Below are 19,283 nucleotides of genomic sequence, written 5' to 3' on the forward strand. Positions count from 1 at the left end.
TGCACCCGTCCAAGCCTCACCCGAAGGGCAAGGCGACAGGTTCGACGGGCGTCACTATCTGCGCGACAACTCGAACTCGAAGCGCGCGAAATCGGCCGGCGTGGTGATCTTGAAGTTGTCCTCGCGGCCTTCGACCAGCAGCGGTCTGGCGCCCTGACGTTCCATGGCCATGGCTTCGTCGGTGACGGCGATGCCGTCGGCGTCGGCAGCTTCCAGTGCGCGGCCCAGTTGCAGGCGGCGGAACAGCTGCGGGGTCAGCGCGCGCCACAAGCGTTCGCGGGGTTCGGTACCGTCGATGCCGCCGTCGTCACCTGCCCGCTTGAGGGTGTCGCGCACGGGTGCGGCAAGGATCGCGCCGACCGGATCCATGCGCCCGCGTTCGAGCAGCGCGTCGAGATCGTCGGCGTGCAGGTTGGGGCGCGCGGCGTCGTGCACCAGCACGAAGTCGTCGGGGCGGACCGATTCGGGCAATGCGTGCAGACCGGCGAGCACCGATGCCGCACGTGTGTCGCCGCCCTGTGCGCGGACCAGCGGCTTGCCGTGCAGCATGGCTTCGGGCAGCAGCGGTGCATCGTCGGCACCAAGCACCAGCACGATGCCGCCGATGCCGGAATGCCCAGCGAGCGCGTCGAGCGTGTGCGCCAGAACGCTGCGCCCACCGGCTTCGAGAAACTGTTTCGGGACCTCGCCACCGAACCGGCTGCCGCGACCGGCGGCCGGCACGATCACCCAGGTGCTCACGGCGTCTGATCCTGCGCGCGGCGCTGCGCGTCCGGATCGAGCGCGTGCTCGGCCGGCAGCGGCGCGATGCGTGCATCGTCGACGACGCGGTAGAAGGTCTCGCCCGGCTTGATCATGCCCAGCTCGCCACGCGCGCGTTCCTCGATCGCCGCCTCACCGGATTTGAGATCGGCGACTTCGGCCGCGAGTGCGGCGTTGCGTTGTTCCAGACCTTCGTTCTGGCGCGCCTGCGTCTCGACACGACCGCGCAGTTCCTCGACCTGCTCGGTCCCGCCCACGCCGAACCACAGCCGGTACTGCAGCCAGGCCAGCAGCGTGGCGAGCACCAGCATCACGACGAGCAAGGCGCGCATCGACGATGTCCTGTGGAATCAGCGCTTCAGCGACACGAACGCATCGCGGCCGGCGTACCGGGCAGCACTGCCCAGGGCCTCTTCGATGCGCAGCAGCTGGTTGTACTTGGCGACACGGTCGCTGCGGCACAGCGAACCGGTCTTGATCTGCGTGGCCGTGGTGGCGACCGCGATGTCGGCGATCGTCGTGTCCTCGGTCTCGCCCGAACGGTGCGACACGACAGCGGCATAACCGGCCGCATCCGCCATCGCGATGGCTTCGAGCGTCTCGGTCAGCGTGCCGATCTGGTTGACCTTGATCAGGATCGCGTTCGCGGTCTTCGAATCGATGCCTTCCTTGAAGATCTTCGGGTTGGTGACGAACAGATCGTCACCGACCAGCTGCACCTTGTCGCCGATGCGGTCGGTAAGCTGCTTCCAGCCCGTCCAGTCGTCCTCGGCCATGCCGTCCTCGATCGTGACGATCGGGTACTGCGCGGCCCAGTCGGCGAGGAAGTCGACGAACTGCTCGCCGCTCAGGCGCTTGTTCTCACCGACCAGGTGGTACTTGCCGTTGTCGTGGAACTCGCTGGAGGCGACGTCCAGACCCAGCAGCACATCGTCGCCCGCGGCGTAACCGGCCTTGCCGATCGCCTCGAGGATCGTGTCGAGCGCTTCGACGTTGCTGCGGAAGTCCGGCGCGAAGCCGCCTTCGTCGCCGACCGCCGTGCTCAGACCGTGGCTCTTGAGCACGGACTTGAGCGCGTGGAAGATTTCGGTACCTGCGCGCAGCGACTCGGAGAAGCTCGAAAAGCCGACCGGCAGCACCATGAACTCCTGGAAATCGACGTTGTTGTCGGCATGCGCGCCGCCGTTGATGATGTTCATCATCGGCACCGGCAGCACCGGCGCGCGGTCGCCGCCGAGCAGCTTCCACAGCGGAATCTTCTTAGACGCCGCCAGCGCATGCGCGTTCGCCATCGAGACACCCAGCAGCGCGTTCGCGCCCAGGCGGCCCTTGTTTTCGGTGCCGTCGAGATCGATCAGACGCTTGTCGAGGCCCGCCTGGTCGGCGGCGTCGAAGCCCTTCAGCGCTTCGGCAATCGCGCCGTTGACGTTGCCGACGGCCTTCTGCACGCCCTTGCCGAGATAGCGCGTCTTGTCGCCATCGCGCAGTTCCACCGCCTCACGGGCGCCGGTCGAGGCGCCGGACGGCACCATCGCACGGCCGAAGCTGCCGTCTTCCAGCGTCACTTCGGCCTCGAGGGTCGGATTGCCGCGGGAGTCGAGGATCTCGCGGGCGTGGATCTTGGCAATGGCGGTCATGGTCGGGTCGAAAGTCTCGTTCGGGGAAAATGGGAGTGCTCAGGCGTCGACGAAGCGCGCTTCCTGGGCCAGGACGTGTTCTGGGATCGGGTGGCCGTCGCGGCGGGCCACGGCCATCTGCGCACGGGTGCCGAAGCCGCCGAGGATACGGCCGTCGTCGAGGAACACCTGCCAGTCCTCGATCTCGGCGACCGCGACGGTCACCGGTTCGGCCGGCAGGGCGCCATCGACGAAGGGCGTGACGATGCGCAGGGTCACCGATGCGGCGTCGAGCGATTCCGGCGTGCCCCAGACGTGTTCGATCTCGTCGGCCGCGTTGCGCAGCGGGATCTTCACCCCGACCTGCAGCGGCGAACCGACATGCGGACGCAGGTCATCGATCGACGCCTGGGCGCGCGCACGCGCCGCGTGCAGCAACGGCTCGTCGCGCGCGACCGGCACGGCGGACTCCGCGATCTTGCGGGCGCTGCGCACGGCCAAGGCGACCGCTGCCGCGCACGACAGCAATGCGATCAGCCAGGGCCACCAGCCGGTCAGAGGTCGGCTTCCGCAAAGCCGGCACGCTTGGTGACGGCGTCGAGTTCCAGCATCGTTTCCAGCAGCGCGCGCATGCGGCCCAGCGGCCACGCATTCGGGCCGTCGCTGAGCGCTTCTTCCGGCTTGGGGTGCGTTTCCATGAAGACGCCCGCCACGCCGACGGCAATTGCCGCGCGCGCCAGCACCGGCACGAACTCGCGCTGGCCGCCGCTGGAATTGCCCTGCCCGCCCGGCAGCTGCACCGAGTGGGTGGCGTCGAACACGACCGGGCAATTGGTCTCGCGCATCACCGCCAGCGACCGCATGTCGCTGACGAGGTTGTTGTAGCCGAAGCTCGCGCCGCGCTCGCAGACCATGATCTGGTCGTTGCCGGTGGACTTCGCCTTCTCGACGACCGGCTTCATGTCCCACGGCGACAGGAACTGGCCCTTCTTGATGTTGACCGGTTTGCCGGCGGCGCAGACCTTCTTGATGAAATCGGTCTGGCGCACAAGAAAGGCCGGCGTCTGCAGCACATCGACGACCGAGGCCACCTCGTCCATCGGCGTGTATTCGTGCACGTCGGTCAGCACCGGCACGCCGAGCTGGCGCTTCACTTCCGCCAGCACGCGCAGGCCTTCTTCCATCCCCGGGCCGCGGAAGCTGCTGCCGGAGGTGCGGTTGGCCTTGTCGAAGCTCGACTTGAAGATGAAGTTGATGCCGAGATCGGAGGTGATCTCCTTCAACTGGCCGGCGACGTCGAGCTGCAGCTGCTCGGACTCGATGACGCAGGGACCGGCAATCAGGAAGAAAGGCTGGTCGAGACCGACCTCGAATCCACAGAGCTTCATGCGTGTGCCTCCTTGAGCAGCGCGCCGCCGGCTTTATGTTCGCGCGAGGCGCGCACGAAGCCGATGAACAGCGGATGGCCGCCGCGCGGCGTGGACAGGAATTCGGGATGCGCCTGGCAGGCGATGAACCACGGATGCTGCGGCAGTTCGACCATCTCCACCAGCAGGTCGTCCATCGACTTGGCGGCGATCACCAGGCCGGCGTCCTCGAGCTGGGTGCGGTAGCGGTTGTTGAACTCGTAGCGGTGGCGATGGCGCTCGCCGACGACATCCTGGCCGTAGACCTCGCGCGACTTCGTGCCGGGCTTGAGGCGCTGTTCCTGCAGACCCAGACGCATCGTGCCGCCCAGATCGCTGTCTTCGCTGCGGCGCTCGACATCGCCCGACTGCGTGCGCCATTCGGTGATCAGGCCGATCACCGGATGCGGCGACTGCTTGTCGTTCTCGGTGCTGTTGGCGCCTTCGAGACCGGCAACGTTGCGCGCCACGTCGACGACGGCGGCCTGCATGCCGTAGCAGATGCCGAAATACGGCAGTCCGGTTTCGCGCGAGTACTGCGAGGCGAGAACCTTGCCTTCGAAGCCGCGGTCGCCGAAGCCGCCCGGCACCAGCACGCCGTCGACATCACCGAGCCACGCGGCGGCGCCGTCGCGCTCGATGTCCTGCGATTCGATCCACTTCAGGCTGACGCGGGTGCGCTGGCGCACGCCGCCATGCTTGAGCGCTTCGCCGACCGACTTGTAGGCATCCTTGTGGTCGACGTACTTGCCGACCACGCCGATCACGACCTCGTCGACCGGATGCTCGACCGCATTGACCACGTCGATCCACTCGGAAAGATCCGCGGTCGGCTTGGCCTTGTCGCCCAGACGCAGGCGCTCGACGACGATCTCGTCCAGACCCTGCGCGTGCAGCCACATCGGGATCTTGTGGATGTTGTCGAGATCGACGGCCGAGATCACCGCCTTCTCCGACACGTTGGTGAACGAGGCGATCTTGCGGCGCTCGCCGTCGGGCAGCGGCTGCTCGCTGCGGCACAGCAGGATGTCGGGCTGGATGCCGATCGAGCGCAGTTCCTTGACCGAGTGCTGCGTGGGCTTGGTCTTCAGCTCGCCGGCGGCCGCGATGTACGGCACCAGGGTCAGATGCATGAAGACGGCCTTGTCGCTGCCGCGGTCGGTGCGGATCTGGCGGATGGCCTCGAGGAACGGCAATGACTCGATGTCGCCCACCGTGCCGCCGATCTCGACCAGGGCCACGTCATAGCCCTGCGTGGCCTCGTCGATGGCGCGCTTGATCGCGTCGGTGATGTGCGGGATGACCTGCACGGTCGCGCCGAGGTAATCGCCGCGGCGTTCCTTGCGGATCACGCTCTCGTAGATCTTGCCGGTCGTGATCGAGTTCTTGCCCGACAGGCGCACATTGATGAAGCGCTCATAGTGGCCGAGATCGAGGTCGGTTTCAGCGCCGTCATCGGTCACGTAGACCTCGCCGTGCTGGAACGGGCTCATCGTGCCGGGGTCGACGTTGATGTAGGGATCGAGCTTCATCATCGTCACCCGCAGGCCGCGGGCTTCGAGAATGGCCGCCAGCGAGGCGGCCGCGATGCCCTTCCCGAGGGAAGAGACCACGCCGCCGGTCACGAACACGAGCGGAGTGATGGAACTGGAAGGAGGCGTCATGGGCACAGCAGGTCGCTGGAAAGCCCCATTCTACAGGCTGTGGCGCAACGGCGCCCGGTCCTGCGCAACAGATCGGCACATCGATGCCCGCCCGTACAGCAGAACGCCCCGGATGACCGGGGCGTTCCTTGGTGATGCCGGGCGCGTGGATCAGGCCGGATCTTCCTCTTCTTCCTCGACCTGCGGCACCGGCTCTTCGGCGGTCTGGACGGCGGCGTCGGCCTGCGCGTCGTAGGCCTCGTTCACCGCGTCGGTCGCGTAATCGGCTTCGGTGGCGGCGGTTTCGGCAGCCTGCGCCGAAGCCTCGGCGGTCTGGGCAGCCTGCTCGGCCTGCTGCGCGGCGAACTGGGCGTCGCGGGCCTGCTGCTCGATGGAGGCATCCTGGGCGAACGCGGGGGCAGCGAAGGCGGTGGCGACGATGGCGGCGAACAGCACGTTGCGGGTCTTCATTGGACTCTCCGGATTTGAATTCGAAAGGTGGAGCAGCGTTGCGTCTTGCAAACCACCCGCGGCGGAGCGGCGGATGAAGGGTGTCGGCTGGATCTGCTCGACGGTTCGAACCTAGCCACCGCGACCCGGCCCGCAACTGAACAACGGCCTGCTTACAGGGGGTCCACACGGCCCTAACTTCACTGCAACCGCTTACATGCCGCGGTGGCGCGGATCGCGCCCTGTCGCGTTACGAGCGGCGTCCGGATCGGCGGATCGGCAATTCCTTTAACATGCGCCGATTCCCGCTGCGCAGCATCGAATGAACACCCGTTACAACGCCGCCGACATCGAAGTCCTCTCCGGCCTGGATCCGGTCAAGCGCCGCCCCGGCATGTACACCGACACCACGCGCCCGAACCATCTGGCGCAGGAAGTCATCGACAACGCCGTCGACGAAGCGCTCGCCGGTCACGCCCGCGAGATCGCCGTCACGCTGTTCAAGGACGGCAGCTGCGAGGTGTCCGACGACGGCCGCGGCATGCCGGTGGACATCCATCCGGAAGAAAAGATTCCGGGCGTCGAGCTGATCCTCACGCGCCTGCACGCGGGCGGAAAGTTCAACAACAAGAACTACACCTTCAGCGGCGGCCTGCACGGCGTCGGCGTCAGCGTGGTCAACGCGCTGTCGACGCTGGTGGAAGTGCACATCAAGCGTGACGGCAGCGAGCACCGCATCACCTTCCGCGACGGCGACCGCGCCTCGCCGCTGGAAGTGGTCGGCACGGTCGGCAAGAAGAACACCGGCACCCGCGTGCGCTTCTGGGCCGACCCGAAGTACTTCGACAGCCCGAAGTTCAGCGTGCGCGCCCTGCGCCACCTGCTGCGCGCCAAGGCCGTGCTGTGCCCGGGCCTGACCGTGACGCTGCTCGACGAAGCCACTGGCGAGCGCGACCAGTGGCTGTTCGAGGACGGCCTGCGCGATTACCTCAAGGGCGAACTGGCCGAACGCGAGCTGCTGCCGCCGGAGTTGTTCGTCGGCGCGCTCAAGAAGGACACCGAGACCGTCGACTGGGCAGTCGCATGGGTCGTCGATGGCGAGCTGGTGCAGGAGAGCTACGTCAACCTGATTCCCACCGCGCAGCACGGCACCCACGTCAACGGCCTGCGCACCGGCTTCACCGACGCGCTGCGCGAGTTCTGCGACTTCCGCAATCTGCTGCCGCGCGGCGTCAAGCTGGCGCCGGAAGATGTCTGGGACCGCGTCGCCTTCGTGCTGTCGATGAAGATGACCGACCCGCAGTTCTCCGGCCAGACCAAGGAGCGGCTGTCGTCGCGCCAGGCCGCGGGCTTCGTCGAGGGCGCCGCGCACGACGCCTTCAGCCTGTGGCTCAACCAGCACACGGATCTGGGCGAGAAGATCGCCCAGCTCGCGATCGATCGCGCCAGCGCGCGGCTCAAGACCGAGAAGCAGATCGTCCGCAAGAAGGTCACCCAGGGTCCGGCGCTGCCGGGCAAGCTGGCCGACTGCATCAGCCAGGATCTCTCGCGCACCGAACTGTTCCTCGTCGAGGGCGACTCGGCCGGTGGCAGCGCCAAGCAGGCGCGCGACAAGGATTTCCAGGCGATCCTGCCGCTGCGCGGCAAGATCCTCAACACCTGGGAAGTGGCGAGCACCTCGGTGCTGGCGTCGGAGGAAGTACACAACCTGGCCATCGCGATCGGCTGCGACCCGGGCAAGGAGGACATCTCCGGCCTGCGCTACGGCAAGGTCGTGATCCTGGCCGATGCCGACTCCGACGGCCTGCACATCGCGACGCTGCTGTGCGCGCTGTTCCTGCGCCATTTCCCGGCGCTGGTCGCGGCCGGCAACATCTTCGTCGCGATGCCGCCGCTGTTCCGCGTCGACGTGGGCAAGCAGGTGTTCTACGCGCTCGATGAAGAAGAGAAGCGCCTGCTGCTGGAGAAGATCGCGCGCGAGAAGCTCAAGGGCCAGATCAACGTGACCCGCTTCAAGGGTCTGGGTGAGATGAATCCCTCGCAGCTGCGTGAATCGGCGATCCATCCCGACACGCGCCGTCTGGTGCAGCTGACGATCGACGACGATCTGCAGACGCATTCGCTGGTCGACATGCTGCTGGCGAAGAAGCGCGCGTCGGACCGCAAGGCGTGGCTCGAAACCAAGGGCGACCTGGCGACACTGGAAGTCTGATGACGCGCCGGCACGTGGCGACGGATCGCGACGCCCCGCACGGCCGCCACACCTGACCGATGCTCGACTACACCATCCCGGTTCTGCTGATCGTCCTGCTCGGCGTCTGGCTGCGGCGCAGCCACTGGACGCCCGAGGGCTTCTTCCCGGCGATCGAGTGGTTTTCGTTCTACGTCGCGTTCCCCGCGCTGCTCTTCATCAACACCGCGCGGCTGGAATTTACCGGCGGTGCGCTGCGGGACCTGACCGTGGCGACCCTGCTGCCGACTCTGGCCATGGTCGCGCTGCTGGTGATCGCATTGCGTTTCGCCCCGCGCCTGCCCGACCCCAGCCGCTCGTCGATCATCCAGGGCGCCGTGCGTCCCAGCACCTACTTCGGCCTCGCGGTCGCATCCTTGCTGTTCGAGGACGACGCAGCCGCACTGGTGATGCTGGCGCTGGCGATCTGCCTGCCGGTGGTCAACGTGGTCGCCGTCGTCGCGCTGGCATGGTGGGGTGGCACGCGCGTCAATGCCGCGCGCATTGCCGTGATGCTGGCGAAGAATCCGATCATCGTCGCCACGGTCGCCGGCGCACTGGTGAATGTCATCGGTCTGCAGGTGCCCGCGCCACTCGGCAACGGGCTCGACATCGTCGGCAGCGCATCGCTCGCGCTGGGTCTGGTCTGCGTCGGCGGCGGACTCGACTTCAACTGGTCGTCGGCGCGACCGCTGGCGCTCGGCCTCACCTCGTCACTGAAACTGCTGGTGCTGCCGCTGCTCGCCGTCGCGACCTGTCGCCTGCTGGGCGCCGACGCAGACGTCACCCGCGCGGCCTGTTTCTACGCCGCGCTGCCAGCCGCTTCGAACGCCTACATCATGGCGAGGCAGATGGGCGGCGACGCACCGTTGATGGCGTCGCTGATCACGCTGCAGACGCTGCTCGCGATCGTCACCGTGCCGCTCGCGCTGCAGTTGCTGGTGTGGTGGCCGGCCTGAGCGGGACGAGGCGTGACCGCAACCGGCGCTGCCCGACGCGTGCCGGACTGTCTCAGGCCTGATCGCTGGTCTCGACGACGCGCCCCGGAATGCGATGGGTGCGGCCCAGCTGGGCGAAGATCGCCGCCGATGCCAGCGTCAGCGCGCCGATGCAGACGAAGGTCCAGCGGAACGCCGCGAGCACCGGCGCATCGCCGACCGGCTCGCCACTGAAGGCGCCGAGCAGACCACCCGCAGTCGCGACGCCCAGGCTCATCGCCAGCATCATCACCATCGACAGCAGGCTGTTGCCGGCGCTCGCCTCCGGGCCACCGAGATCACGCAGCGCCAAAGTGTTCATCGCGGTGAACTGCAGCGAATTGACCGCGCCGAAGATCGCGAACTGCACGATGTGCAGCCAGGTCGGCTGACCCACGTCGACCAGCGCGAAGCTCGCCATCGTCAGACCGGTCAGCACGGTGTTGACCACCAGCACATTCCGGTAGCCGAAGCGCTGTACCAGCGGCACGACGATACGTTTGGAAAACATGCCGGCCAGCGCGACGGGAATCATCATCAGCCCGGCGTGGGTCGGCGGATAGCCGAGCGCAACCTGCAGCAGCAACGGAATCATGTACGGCATGCCGCTGCTGCCGAGGCGCGCGAACAGATTGCCGAGCAGGCCGACGCTGAAGGTGCGCGTGCGGAACAGCGTCAGCGGAAACAGCGGCGCGACGGCGCGCGCAGCGTGCAGCCAGTACGCGACCAGTGCGGCGAGGCCGGTGACCAGCAGCACGACCAGCGCCGCATGCCGCGCGGCGTTGCCCGACAACGCCTCGACCGACAACGAGATCGCGATCATGCCGAACGCAAGCATCGCGTAGCCCGGCAGATCGAAGCGCGAGACCGGCGCGCGCAGATCGGGCATCCACTTCAGTGCCGCGATCGCGCCCAGCACGCCCAGCGGCAGATTGATCAGGAAGATCCAGTGCCAGGACGCGACATCGGCCAGCCAGCCGCCGAGCGCCGGACCGATCAGCGGGCCGATCAGGCCGGGCACGGTGACAAAACTCATCGCCGCGAGGAACGCCGTACGCGGTACCGCGCGCAACACGGCCAGCCGTCCGACCGGCATCATCATCGCGCCGCCGACACCCTGCAGCACCCGCGAGGCCACCAGCGCATCGAGATTCTGCGACAGCGCGCAGGCCAGCGAACCGGCGGAGAACAGCACGATCGCCGCGACGAACAGACGCCGCGTGCCGAAGCGGTCGGCGAGCCAGCCCGACGCTGGAATCAGCATCGCGACCGTCAGCGCGTAGGCGACGACGACCGACTGCATGCGGAGCGGCGACTGGCCCAGATCGACCGCCATCGACGGGAGCGCGGTGTTGACGATCGTGGTGTCCAGCATCTGCATGAACACCGCGGCGGCGACCAGCCACAGCATCGGCTTGAACGGGCGCAGCAGTTCGGCATCGCTGGCGCGTGTGGCACTCATGTGCGGCGCGAATCTCCGCCGGCATATCCGATCGCGTCTTCGATCAGCGTGCGCAGCAGCGGCTGCAGCCGACCGGCGCGTGCCGCGTCCCAGGCGAACGTCTCCTCGTCCATGTAGCAGCGCTGGCTGATTTCCAGCTGCACGGCTTCGACGCCGCTCTCCGGCTGTCCGTAGTGCCGGGTGATGTGGCCGCCCTTGAAGCGGCCGTTGGCAACGAAACCGAACGTCGACTGCGCCTGCAGCTGCGCGGTCATCCGCGCTTCGAGTTCGGGACTGCAACTCGCGCCGCTGGCGGTGCCGAGATTGAGATCGGGCAGCGGACCTTCGAACAGGAACGGCAACGTGCCGCGGATCGAATGCGCTTCCCACAGCACCACCCGGCCATGCGCGGCGCGCAGGCGCGCGATCTCCTCTTGGAGCGCGGCGTGATACGGGCGCCAGTACGTGTCAACGCGCGCGGTGACATCCTCGGGCGACGGTTCGGCCCCCGGCAGATACACCGGACCGCCGTCGAAACGCACCACCGGGCACAGACCGGTCGTGTTCTGGCCGGGATACAGCGAGACATCGTCCTCGGACCGGTTGAGGTCGACGACGTAACGCGAATGCGTGGGTACCAGCATCGAGGCGCCCAGTTCGCGTGCGAATGCGTAGAGATCGGCGACGTGCCAGTCGGTGTCGGGCACGCGGCGCGCCTCGTCCGTCAGTTGCGAGGCGATCGCATCGGGCACGTGCGTGCCGTTGTGCGGGATGCTGATCAGCAGCGGCGCGTCGCCGCGATGGAGGTCGAAGAGGTCGGTGCGCATCGGCGCATTGTAGGCGCGGTCCGGTCGCGCCGGCGCTCAGCGCATCAGCACCACTTCCTCGGCGCTGGTGGGGTGGATCGCGATCGTGTCGTGCAGATCGTCGAGGGTCGCGCCCATCTTCAATGCGACCGCAAAGCCCTGCAGGATCTCGTCGGCCGCATCGCCGAGCAGGTGGATGCCGACCACGCGACGCTCGTCGCCGGTGCAGACCAGCTTGAACAGGCTGCGCTGGCTCGATTCGGCCAGCGCCTCGCGCATCGGACGGAAGTTGCTGCGGTAGATGTGCACGTCGTCGCCGTACTGCGCGCGCGCCTGGGCCTCGGTCAGGCCGACCATCGCCAGCGGCGGATGCGAGAACACCACCGACGGGACGTTGTCGGCATCGAGCTTCGCGTCGGGTTTGCCGCCGAAAAGGCGATCGCACAGACGACGCGCCGCGGCGATCGCGACCGGAGTGAGCGTCGGTCCGCAGCCGCAGATATCGCCCACCGCGTACACGCCCGGCGCCGGCGTCGCCTGCCACGCGTCGACCGGGATATTACCGGCGGCGTCGGGGGTAATGCCGACGGTGTCGAGTCCGAGATCGGCGGTGTTGGGACGGCGGCCGGTCGCGAACAGCACCTGGTCGAAGCGCGTGCGCATCGTGCCGTCTTCGGCTTCGAGCCGCAGGCCATCCGCGTCGCGATGCAGGGCCTTGAGCCCGTAGCCGAACACCAGCTCGATGCCCTGCTGGCAATAGTTGTCCTGCAGCTGTGCGACCAGCTCGGCATCGGCCTGCCGCAGCAGCCGCTGCTCGCGCACGAATACGTCGACCTGGCTGCCCAGCGCCTGCAGCACGCCGGCGAGTTCGATGGCGATGTAGCCGCCGCCGATGATCGCCACGCGTGGCGGCGCCTCGCACCAGCGGAAGAAATCATCGGAGACCGCGCCCAGCGCGGCACCCGGAACGTCGGGGCGCTGCGGATGCGAGCCCGCGGCCAGCACGATGTGCGGCGCGGTCAGGCAGGTGCCGTCCTCGCATTCGACGCGGTCACGCCCGGCCAGTCGGCCGCGCGACGGCAACACGAGGATGCCGTCGCGATCGAGCCGCTTGCGATAGCTGTCGTGGATGCCGTGGATGTAACGCTGGCGATCGGTAATGAAGGACGGCCAGTCGAACGCGACGTGCGCGTCCATCGGCAGATCGAAGCCGAAGCGTGCCGCCTGTTCCAGGCGCAGACGCAGATCGGCCGCAAGCCACATCGCCTTCTTCGGCACACAGCCGACATTGACGCAGGTGCCGCCGAGCGGCTGCGGTTCGAGCACCGCGACGCGCTGGCCGTACTCGGCTGCGCGGAACGCCGCGGCGAGGCCGCCTGAGCCGCCGCCGATGACGATGAGGTCGAAGTGCAGCAGCGCGGAATCGTCGTGTGACGCAGCGCTCATGCGAACCGCGCCGGCGCGTAGGGCGCGGGGTCGAAGCGCGGCGCACTGCCGCAGATCAGATCGCTCATCAGTTGTCCGGTCGCCACACTCATGCTGATCCCGAGCATGCCATGCCCGGTCGCGAGCCAGAGGTGACGATGACCCGGCGCCGGCCCGAGAATCGGCACGTCGTCGACGCTGACCGGACGCCAGCCATACCACTCTTCTTCGCACACCGGACCGACCGGTTCTTGCAGGTAATCGCGCGCCGCGCGCGCCAGTGCATCGAGGCGCACACGGTTGAGCGAGCGGTCGTAACCGGAGAATTCCATGGTGCCGCCGATGCGCAGGCCGCTGTCCCAGGCGGTGACGAACACGCCGCGCTCGCGCAGCATCAGCGGCCGCCGCGGCACGCGCTCCGGCCGCGACCACGTCATCGAATAGCCCTTCCCCGGCTGCACCGGCACGCGCAGGCCGACCTGCCGGGCCAGCCGCGGCGACCACGCACCGGTGGCCAGCAGCAGGTCGCGACCCTCGAACCGGCCGCGGGCCGTGTCCACCTGGGCGCCTGCCGGCGAGGTCTCGAATGCCAGCACCTCGGCGTGTTCGTCCAGACGACCGCCCATGGCCACGAACGCCCGTGCGAGCCCGGCCACGTACCGGTCCGGCCGCAGATGGGCATCGCCGGGGAAACGGACGGCGCCGGCGATGCCGGGCCGGACCGCCGGCTCCTGCTGCAGATACGCCGCAGCTTCGATGCGCTCGGCGACGATGCCGTACTCGTGCAGCTGCCGCAGTTCGTCGTCCACGGCCTCGAACGCCGCGGCGCTGCCGAACACGTAGTCCAGACCCGCCGCCTCGAACTCGCAGTCGATGCCCAGCCGATCCAGCCAGTCCGGCAGCGCGGCGCGGGACGCATCGAGAATCGTTGCGCGTGCCTGCAGCGCGCGCAGCCAGTCCTCGCGATTGCAGTGCCGCGCGAAGCCGGCCAGCCATCGCCAGAGGCCGGGGTCGAACCGGGGGCTGACCCGGAACGGCGCATCGGGGGCCAGCATCCAGCGCAATGCGCGCCCCACCGCACCCGGCGCGGCCAGCGGCGCGGCGTGACTGGGCGTGATGGTGCCGCAGTTGCCGTGGGAGCTGCCGCAGCCCGCAGTGCCGGCTTCGAGCACGCGGACCTGCCGCCCGGCCTGCAGCAGGGCGATGCCGCTGGCCAGTCCGATGACCCCGCCGCCCACGATCAGCACGTCGTCCCGCGCGCTCATCCGCGGCCGCTCAAGACAGCGCAGACGCGCGTCGCCAACCCGGACGGCGTCCGTAGGTCAGCCAGCGCCAGACCCATTCCATCGGTCCATAGCGGTGATGCGACAGCCAGGCGCGGCTGATCAGGATCTGCAGCGCGAACACGCCCAGCACGATGCCGGTCTGCGCCGCGCGCCCCAGTTCGCCGTACAGCCCGAAACCGTAGCCGAAGAACAGGATCGAGCAGACCAGCGACTGGCCCAGATAGTGGGTCAGTGCCATGCGCCCGGCCGGCGCGAACACGCCCAGCACGCGTGCCCCGATGCCGCTGGTCCACGCCAGCACGATCAGCGCGACATAGGCCAGCGACATCGGCAGCGCGCCGCACAGCATCAGTCCCGTCGCCAGCACGCCCTTCGGCTCCATGGCCCCCAGGCCGAACTGCGTGCCGACCGCGACAGCGCCCGCGGTGAACAGCAGCCCGGGCGGCAGGCTCATCGCGAGCAGCCGCCACCAGAAACGGCGGTGCGTGGCGGCCGCCTGCAACCAGCCGCCGGACATCAGCCAACTGCCGACCAGGAACACGCCGAGCACCATCGGCACCATGAAGATCTGGCCCATCAGCCCGATCGTCGCGTAGTCGGTGATGCGCTGCAGGGTCACCGCGAGGAACCCGCCGTCGGGATAGACGATGGCGGCACGCCCGGCGGCCGCAGCGAACGTGCCGGCCATGTCGGCCAGCATCGCATCGGGCATCACGAGCAGGAGGCCGGCATTCGCCACGTAGAACGCGGCCATGCCGCCGTAGAGCAGAAGGCCGATCGTCAACTGCCAGCGTGGCGGTATCGAACGCATCAGCATCAGCAATGCGCCGGCGAGCGCATAGGTATGCAGGATGTCGCCGGACCACATCAGCACGATGTGCAGCCCGCCGAAGGCCAGCAGGGCGGCCATCCGCCGCAGGTAGATGCGCTCGACCGACTGGCCGGACGCGGCAATGCGTCCGCTCATCAACACGAAGCCCATGCCGAACAGCAGCGAGAACATCGTCCAGAACTTGCCGGCCACGAACACGTGCACGACCCAGGCGACGGTATGGTCGAGCCCGGCCGCATCCGGCGGGATGCCCGAGCCCATCTGCTGCATCGGCCGGTTGAACCACTCGATGTTCATCGCGAACACGCCGAGCAGCGCGACCCCGCGCAGCACGTCCATCACCTCGACACGCTCGCCGGTGGGCACCGGGCCAAGCGCGGCCTGCGTCTGCATCAGCGGTCCTCGCGATGTGGAGCACCGCCGGGCGTCAGCGCCGGCGGTGCAGGTCTTCCTCAGTGCTGGTGACCACCGTCGCCGTGCACGTGACCGTGCTCGATCTCTTCGGCGGCAGCTTCGCGCACGTCGATGATCTCGATGTCGAACTGCAGGTCCTTGCCGGCCATCGGGTGGTTGAGGTCGACGTCGACAACGCTCATGCCGACCTTCTCGATCGTCACCGCGCGCGGGCCGAAGCTGGTGTTGAGCACGACCTGCTGGCCCGGGGCGAGCTTCTGGTCGCCGAAGTGCTTCTTGGGCACGCGCTGGCTCATGCCGTCACGGCGATCACCGTAGGCGTCGGCCGCGGTGACGTCGGCCTTGAAGCTCTCGCCTGCCTCACGTCCGTCCATCGCCTTTTCCAGGCCCGGGATGATGTTGCCGTGACCGAACAGGATCGCCAGCGGCTCGCGGTCGCGCGAGGTCTCCACCGGCTCCTGGCCGGCTTCGGCGACGCTGTAATGGAAACGGACGACGCGGTCTTTCTCGATCTTCATGAGCTGGAATATCCGGATAGCGCGGCAGCGCCGCTTGAGGAGGATGTGTGGCTGGGGCAGGATGCCGCGATGCAATCCACCGGGCGCCCCATGCAAGCAACCCCACATTATCCGGACTCCGGCACGCCGGCGCCAACCGCTGCGCGCCGCTGGCTGTTTCCGCTGCTCGTGGGGACCCTCGCGCTGGCCGCCTGCGGACGCGACGACGTGCGCCCCACCCCGCCCGCTGCGAAGCCGCAGGCCGCCACGCGCACCTGGACACCGGTCGCGCCGGCCGACCCGGCGGCGGCGAATGCGGTGCTGATGCGGGCGATCAGCCTCGTCGGCACGCCTTACCGCTACGGCGGCAACACGCCCGAGGGCGGCTTCGACTGCAGCGGACTGGTGAACTACGTCTTCCGCGACATGCTCGACCTGCGCCTGCCACGTACCTCCCGCGAACTGTTTGCCTGGCAGGGCCCGAAGATCGAGGCCGGTCGCCTGGCCACCGGCGACCTGGTGTTCTTCGGCAGCGGCAACAACGTCACCCATGTGGGCATCTATGTCGGTGAAGGCCGGTTCGTGCACGCCCCGAGCACCGGCGGCACCGTCCGCCTGGATCACCTCGACGGCAGCTACTGGCAGCGGAACTACTCCGGCTCCCGGCGCATCCTGCACTGACCGGCACCCGATCCAGGGGTCTGCCGGGTGCCCGTGTCTGCAGGCGGCAACCCGGGGCCGGATGACGCTCGAACACCGCCACGACGGCGAACCGTTGACATGCTCTTCACAGAATTGTGTTCAAAAACGAGCACTTGGCCGCATTCATTAATTTTCATTTAACAACTTCTGCATCTTCGTCCGGTAGCTTCCCCCGCTGGTCCGCGACAAGTGAAACCCACGTGACGATGACAGACGCAACGCCAGGCGCCCGCGCCAAACGCCACAGCCGCCTTCGCACTGCCCTCGTCGCAAGTGTCCTCGCTTTCTCCGCAGCACCCGTTTTCGCAGGCCCCGGCCTCGCCGGCGACTCCGCCGACCAGATCGAAGCGACCACCTCGGTCGCCCGCGCACTCAGCGCCCCGACTGCACAGCTCGCCCAGCCCGAAATGCTGCTGGCCAGCGACATCAACCAGCTCATCGCGATGGAAGTCGACAAGCCGGTCCAGGCCGACGGCCGTGTCGAAGGCCTGCTCAAGCGCGCCCTGAGCTTCATCGGCACCCCGTACCGCTGGGGCGGCTCCAGCCCCGACAGCGGCTTCGACTGCAGCGGCCTGGTCGGATACGTGTTCCGCACCGCGCTCGGCATCGACCTGCCCCGCGTGTCCCGCGACATGGCCCAGAACGGCGAGCGCGTCGAGCGCGCCGCGCTGACCGCCGGCGACCTGGTGTTCTTCGGCCGCCGCGGCAACCGCATCGACCACGTCGGCATCTATCTGGGTGACGGCCGCTTCGTGCATGCCCCGCGCAGCGGCAAGGACGTCATGGTGTCGGAGATGGATTCCGGCTACTGGGCGACCCGCTTCCAGTCCGCGCGCCGCGTCGCCGGCGTCTGAGGGCCCCGCCCCGGACATGAAGAGGCCGCCGCAAGGCGGCCTTTTTCGTAGGCGGGCACGCAGCATCGTGTGGCCCAGGCCTGCGCGCGGCCGGAGGTGGACTGCGGCCACGCGCGATGCCACTTGCGCCAGAGGCCGCAGGCGGCCTCGCCCGGGCCGCGTGCACCCGCCGATGACGGAATCCGAGGCCGTTCCGCAGCGGTGCAGACCACGTGTCGCTATCCGGAGCACTGCGGCAGCTCCAGCCTGCAAGGCACACACACAGAAAAGGCCGCCCGGAGGCGGCCTTTCCATCAACACGGATCGAGCGCGGCATGGACGGCTATGCCGCCCCTGCCGCGCCGCTGATCACGCGCGGCTGTCGCGCCGGCCCTGCTGCGGACGTGCGGCACCCGGACGGTGCTGCTTCGGGCCTGCATGCGCATGTGCGCTGCGATCCGCCGGCTTGCCATGGCCACGATTGCCGGCCTTGCGCGGCGCGCGCTCGCCACCGGGCTTCTGCTCGCCCATGCGCGCACCCGGACGGCCACCGGCCGGCTGGCGACGCTGACCGCCACCGTTCTTCGGGATCGGCGTGTCCAGACGCACCGGCTGGCTCGGCTCGAAGCCGGGCACCGCGGTCAGGTCGATCTCGGCCTTGAGCATGCGCTGGATCTGGCGCAGCAGACCGCCCTCTTCCGGCGAGACCAGCGACAGCGCTTCGCCCGTCGAACCGTTGCGACCGGTGCGGCCGATGCGGTGCACGTAGTCCTCGGCGACCATCGGCAGATCATGGTTGATCACCAGCGGCAGGTTCGGGATATCGAGACCGCGCGCGGCGACGTCGGTGGCGACCAGGATGCGGGCGCGGCCGGACTTGAACGCGTCCAGCGCCTTCTGACGCTGGGCTTGGCTCTTGTTGCCGTGGATCGCGACCGCCGGCAGGCCCGACTCCTCGAGCTGCTGCGCGAGGCGGTTGCAGCCGTGCTTGGTCTTGCCGAACACCAGCACCTGGTCGGTGTGGCGCTGCGACAGCAGTTCGACCAGCAGATCGCGCTTGCGGCTGTTGTCGACCGGATGCGCGCGGTGGGCGATGGTCTCGGCGATGGTGCTGTTGGCCGCCACTTCCACCTGCTTGGGATCGCGCATGAACTCCAGCGCCATCGCCTTGATGCGCGGCTCGAACGTGGCCGAGAACAGCAGCGTCTGACGCTCCTTCGGCACACGGTTGAGGATGCGCTTCATCTGCGGCAGGAAGCCCATGTCGAGCATGCGGTCGGCTTCGTCCAGCACCAGCAGCTCGACCGCGTCGAGCTTGGCGTGACCGCTGTCCATATGGTCAAGCAGACGACCCGGGCACGCGATCAGCACGTCGACGCCGCGGCGCAGGTTGTCGATCTGCGGCTGCATGCCGGCGCCACCGAAGATGGTGGTGACGTTCATGCGCAGATGACGGCCATAGGTCTTGAGGTTGTCGGCAACCTGCACCGCGAGCTCGCGGGTCGGCACCAGGATCAGCGCGCGCGGCTTGCGCGGGCCCTTGGGCGGGGTTTCCTTGGCCAGGCGCTGCAGCAGCGGCAGGCCGAACGCGGCGGTCTTGCCGGTGCCCGTCTGGGCGCCGCCCAGAACGTCGTTGCCGCTCAGGATCAGCGGAATGGCCTGCGCCTGGATCGGCGTGGGCGTGTTGTAGTTGGTTTCGGCGAGCGCGCGCAGCAGCGCGGGCGACAGCCCGAGGTCTTCAAACGTCATTGCAATGGAACTCCTTGCGGCTTCCCCACGCCACCGCCTGCGGATCGTGCAGACGCACGACACCGGACCGGACACGCTGGGAAGTCTTGCTCGGAGCTATCCAGAACCGCGCTGCGAGCAATGATTGAACGGCTGCCGGATGCTCCGGGCCGTGGTCTGCGCGACGAAAGACGTGCGGAATAAGTCCGCGCGGATCAGAAATCGATCAATGCGG

General features: G+C 68.2%; 18 protein-coding genes. 4 read left to right on the top strand and 14 right to left on the bottom strand.

All coding sequences use genetic code 11. The features are described 5' to 3' along the window. Positions 1 to 54: 54 nt before the first annotated feature. From ispD to AC3A4E_RS13250, 7 genes are all read right to left on the bottom strand, one after another. Positions 55 to 741 (bottom strand): 2-C-methyl-D-erythritol 4-phosphate cytidylyltransferase, encoded by a 687-nt coding sequence (gene ispD, locus AC3A4E_RS13220; protein WP_487631879.1) that lies wholly within the window; start codon positions 739 to 741, stop codon positions 55 to 57. Next, positions 738 to 1,094, bottom strand: coding sequence for a cell division protein FtsB (ftsB, locus tag AC3A4E_RS13225; protein ID WP_487631880.1), 357 nt, complete (start codon positions 1,092 to 1,094; stop codon positions 738 to 740). Before ftsB ends, ispD begins: the two co-directional genes overlap by 4 nt. An 18-nt stretch (positions 1,095 to 1,112) precedes the next feature. Further along, complete coding sequence (gene eno, locus AC3A4E_RS13230) at positions 1,113 to 2,399, bottom strand: phosphopyruvate hydratase (RefSeq protein ID WP_487631881.1); 1,287 nt, start codon at positions 2,397 to 2,399, stop codon at positions 1,113 to 1,115. Between the two features lie 39 nt (positions 2,400 to 2,438). Then, positions 2,439 to 2,879 carry a hypothetical protein gene (locus AC3A4E_RS13235; protein WP_487631882.1) on the bottom strand — a complete coding sequence of 147 codons (441 nt, stop codon included), beginning with the start codon at positions 2,877 to 2,879 and terminating at the stop codon, positions 2,439 to 2,441. Between the two features lie 53 nt (positions 2,880 to 2,932). Further along, positions 2,933 to 3,766: a 3-deoxy-8-phosphooctulonate synthase gene (kdsA, locus tag AC3A4E_RS13240; RefSeq protein ID WP_487631883.1), complete on the bottom strand. Its 834-nt coding sequence runs from the start codon at positions 3,764 to 3,766 to the stop codon at positions 2,933 to 2,935. Further along, on the bottom strand, positions 3,763 to 5,427 hold the full coding sequence (gene pyrG / locus AC3A4E_RS13245; protein WP_487632077.1) for a CTP synthase: 1,665 nt from the start codon (positions 5,425 to 5,427) through the stop codon (positions 3,763 to 3,765). Before pyrG ends, kdsA begins: the two co-directional genes overlap by 4 nt. Before the next feature lie 171 nt (positions 5,428 to 5,598). Continuing rightward, complete coding sequence (locus tag AC3A4E_RS13250) at positions 5,599 to 5,898, bottom strand: hypothetical protein (RefSeq protein WP_487631884.1); 300 nt, start codon at positions 5,896 to 5,898, stop codon at positions 5,599 to 5,601. 301 nt (positions 5,899 to 6,199) lie between these two features. Here AC3A4E_RS13250 and parE point away from each other — a divergent pair, with 301 nt between their 5' ends. After that, on the top strand, positions 6,200 to 8,089 hold the full coding sequence (gene parE / locus AC3A4E_RS13255; RefSeq protein WP_487631885.1) for a DNA topoisomerase IV subunit B: 1,890 nt from the start codon (positions 6,200 to 6,202) through the stop codon (positions 8,087 to 8,089). A 59-nt stretch (positions 8,090 to 8,148) separates the two neighbouring features. Beyond that, complete coding sequence (locus AC3A4E_RS13260; RefSeq protein ID WP_487631886.1) at positions 8,149 to 9,066, top strand: AEC family transporter; 918 nt, start codon at positions 8,149 to 8,151, stop codon at positions 9,064 to 9,066. A gap of 52 nt (positions 9,067 to 9,118) precedes the next feature. Here the strand turns inward: AC3A4E_RS13260 and mdtD are convergent, their stop codons facing one another. From mdtD to AC3A4E_RS13290, 6 genes are read right to left on the bottom strand one after another with little or no spacing between them, the layout of a single operon-like run. Beyond that, entirely contained in the window at positions 9,119 to 10,546 is a 1,428-nt protein-coding gene (mdtD, locus tag AC3A4E_RS13265; RefSeq protein WP_487631887.1) for a multidrug transporter subunit MdtD, read from the bottom strand. Further along, complete coding sequence (gene hutG / locus AC3A4E_RS13270; protein ID WP_487631888.1) at positions 10,543 to 11,352, bottom strand: N-formylglutamate deformylase; 810 nt, start codon at positions 11,350 to 11,352, stop codon at positions 10,543 to 10,545. The genes mdtD and hutG overlap by 4 nt, the downstream gene beginning before the upstream one ends. 36 nt (positions 11,353 to 11,388) lie before the next feature. Then, on the bottom strand, positions 11,389 to 12,777 hold the full coding sequence (gene gorA, locus AC3A4E_RS13275) for a glutathione-disulfide reductase (protein ID WP_487631889.1): 1,389 nt from the start codon (positions 12,775 to 12,777) through the stop codon (positions 11,389 to 11,391). Then, positions 12,774 to 14,021, bottom strand: a complete 1,248-nt coding sequence (locus AC3A4E_RS13280; RefSeq protein ID WP_487631890.1) for an NAD(P)/FAD-dependent oxidoreductase — start codon at positions 14,019 to 14,021, stop codon at positions 12,774 to 12,776. The genes gorA and AC3A4E_RS13280 overlap by 4 nt, the downstream gene beginning before the upstream one ends. A gap of 10 nt (positions 14,022 to 14,031) precedes the next feature. Continuing rightward, complete coding sequence (locus tag AC3A4E_RS13285; protein ID WP_487631891.1) at positions 14,032 to 15,267, bottom strand: DUF418 domain-containing protein; 1,236 nt, start codon at positions 15,265 to 15,267, stop codon at positions 14,032 to 14,034. A gap of 59 nt (positions 15,268 to 15,326) precedes the next feature. After that, the gene (locus AC3A4E_RS13290) at positions 15,327 to 15,806 is read right to left on the bottom strand and encodes an FKBP-type peptidyl-prolyl cis-trans isomerase (RefSeq protein WP_487631892.1); all 480 of its coding nucleotides are present in this window, start codon (positions 15,804 to 15,806) and stop codon (positions 15,327 to 15,329) included. Between the two features lie 90 nt (positions 15,807 to 15,896). On the opposite strand from AC3A4E_RS13290, the gene AC3A4E_RS13295 reads away from it, so the two are divergent. Both AC3A4E_RS13295 and AC3A4E_RS13300 read left to right on the top strand, forming a co-directional pair. Beyond that, complete coding sequence (locus AC3A4E_RS13295; protein ID WP_487632078.1) at positions 15,897 to 16,466, top strand: C40 family peptidase; 570 nt, start codon at positions 15,897 to 15,899, stop codon at positions 16,464 to 16,466. Positions 16,467 to 16,693: 227 nt separating this feature from the next. Beyond that, positions 16,694 to 17,341, top strand: coding sequence for a C40 family peptidase (locus AC3A4E_RS13300; RefSeq protein WP_487632079.1), 648 nt, complete (start codon positions 16,694 to 16,696; stop codon positions 17,339 to 17,341). Positions 17,342 to 17,689: 348 nt separating this feature from the next. On the opposite strand, the gene AC3A4E_RS13305 is transcribed toward AC3A4E_RS13300, so the two are convergent. Next, on the bottom strand, positions 17,690 to 19,069 hold the full coding sequence (locus tag AC3A4E_RS13305) for a DEAD/DEAH box helicase (RefSeq protein WP_487631893.1): 1,380 nt from the start codon (positions 19,067 to 19,069) through the stop codon (positions 17,690 to 17,692). Positions 19,070 to 19,283 lie beyond the last annotated feature (214 nt).

The sequence above is a fragment of the Luteimonas sp. Soil_N_1 genome, from assembly GCF_057656255.1.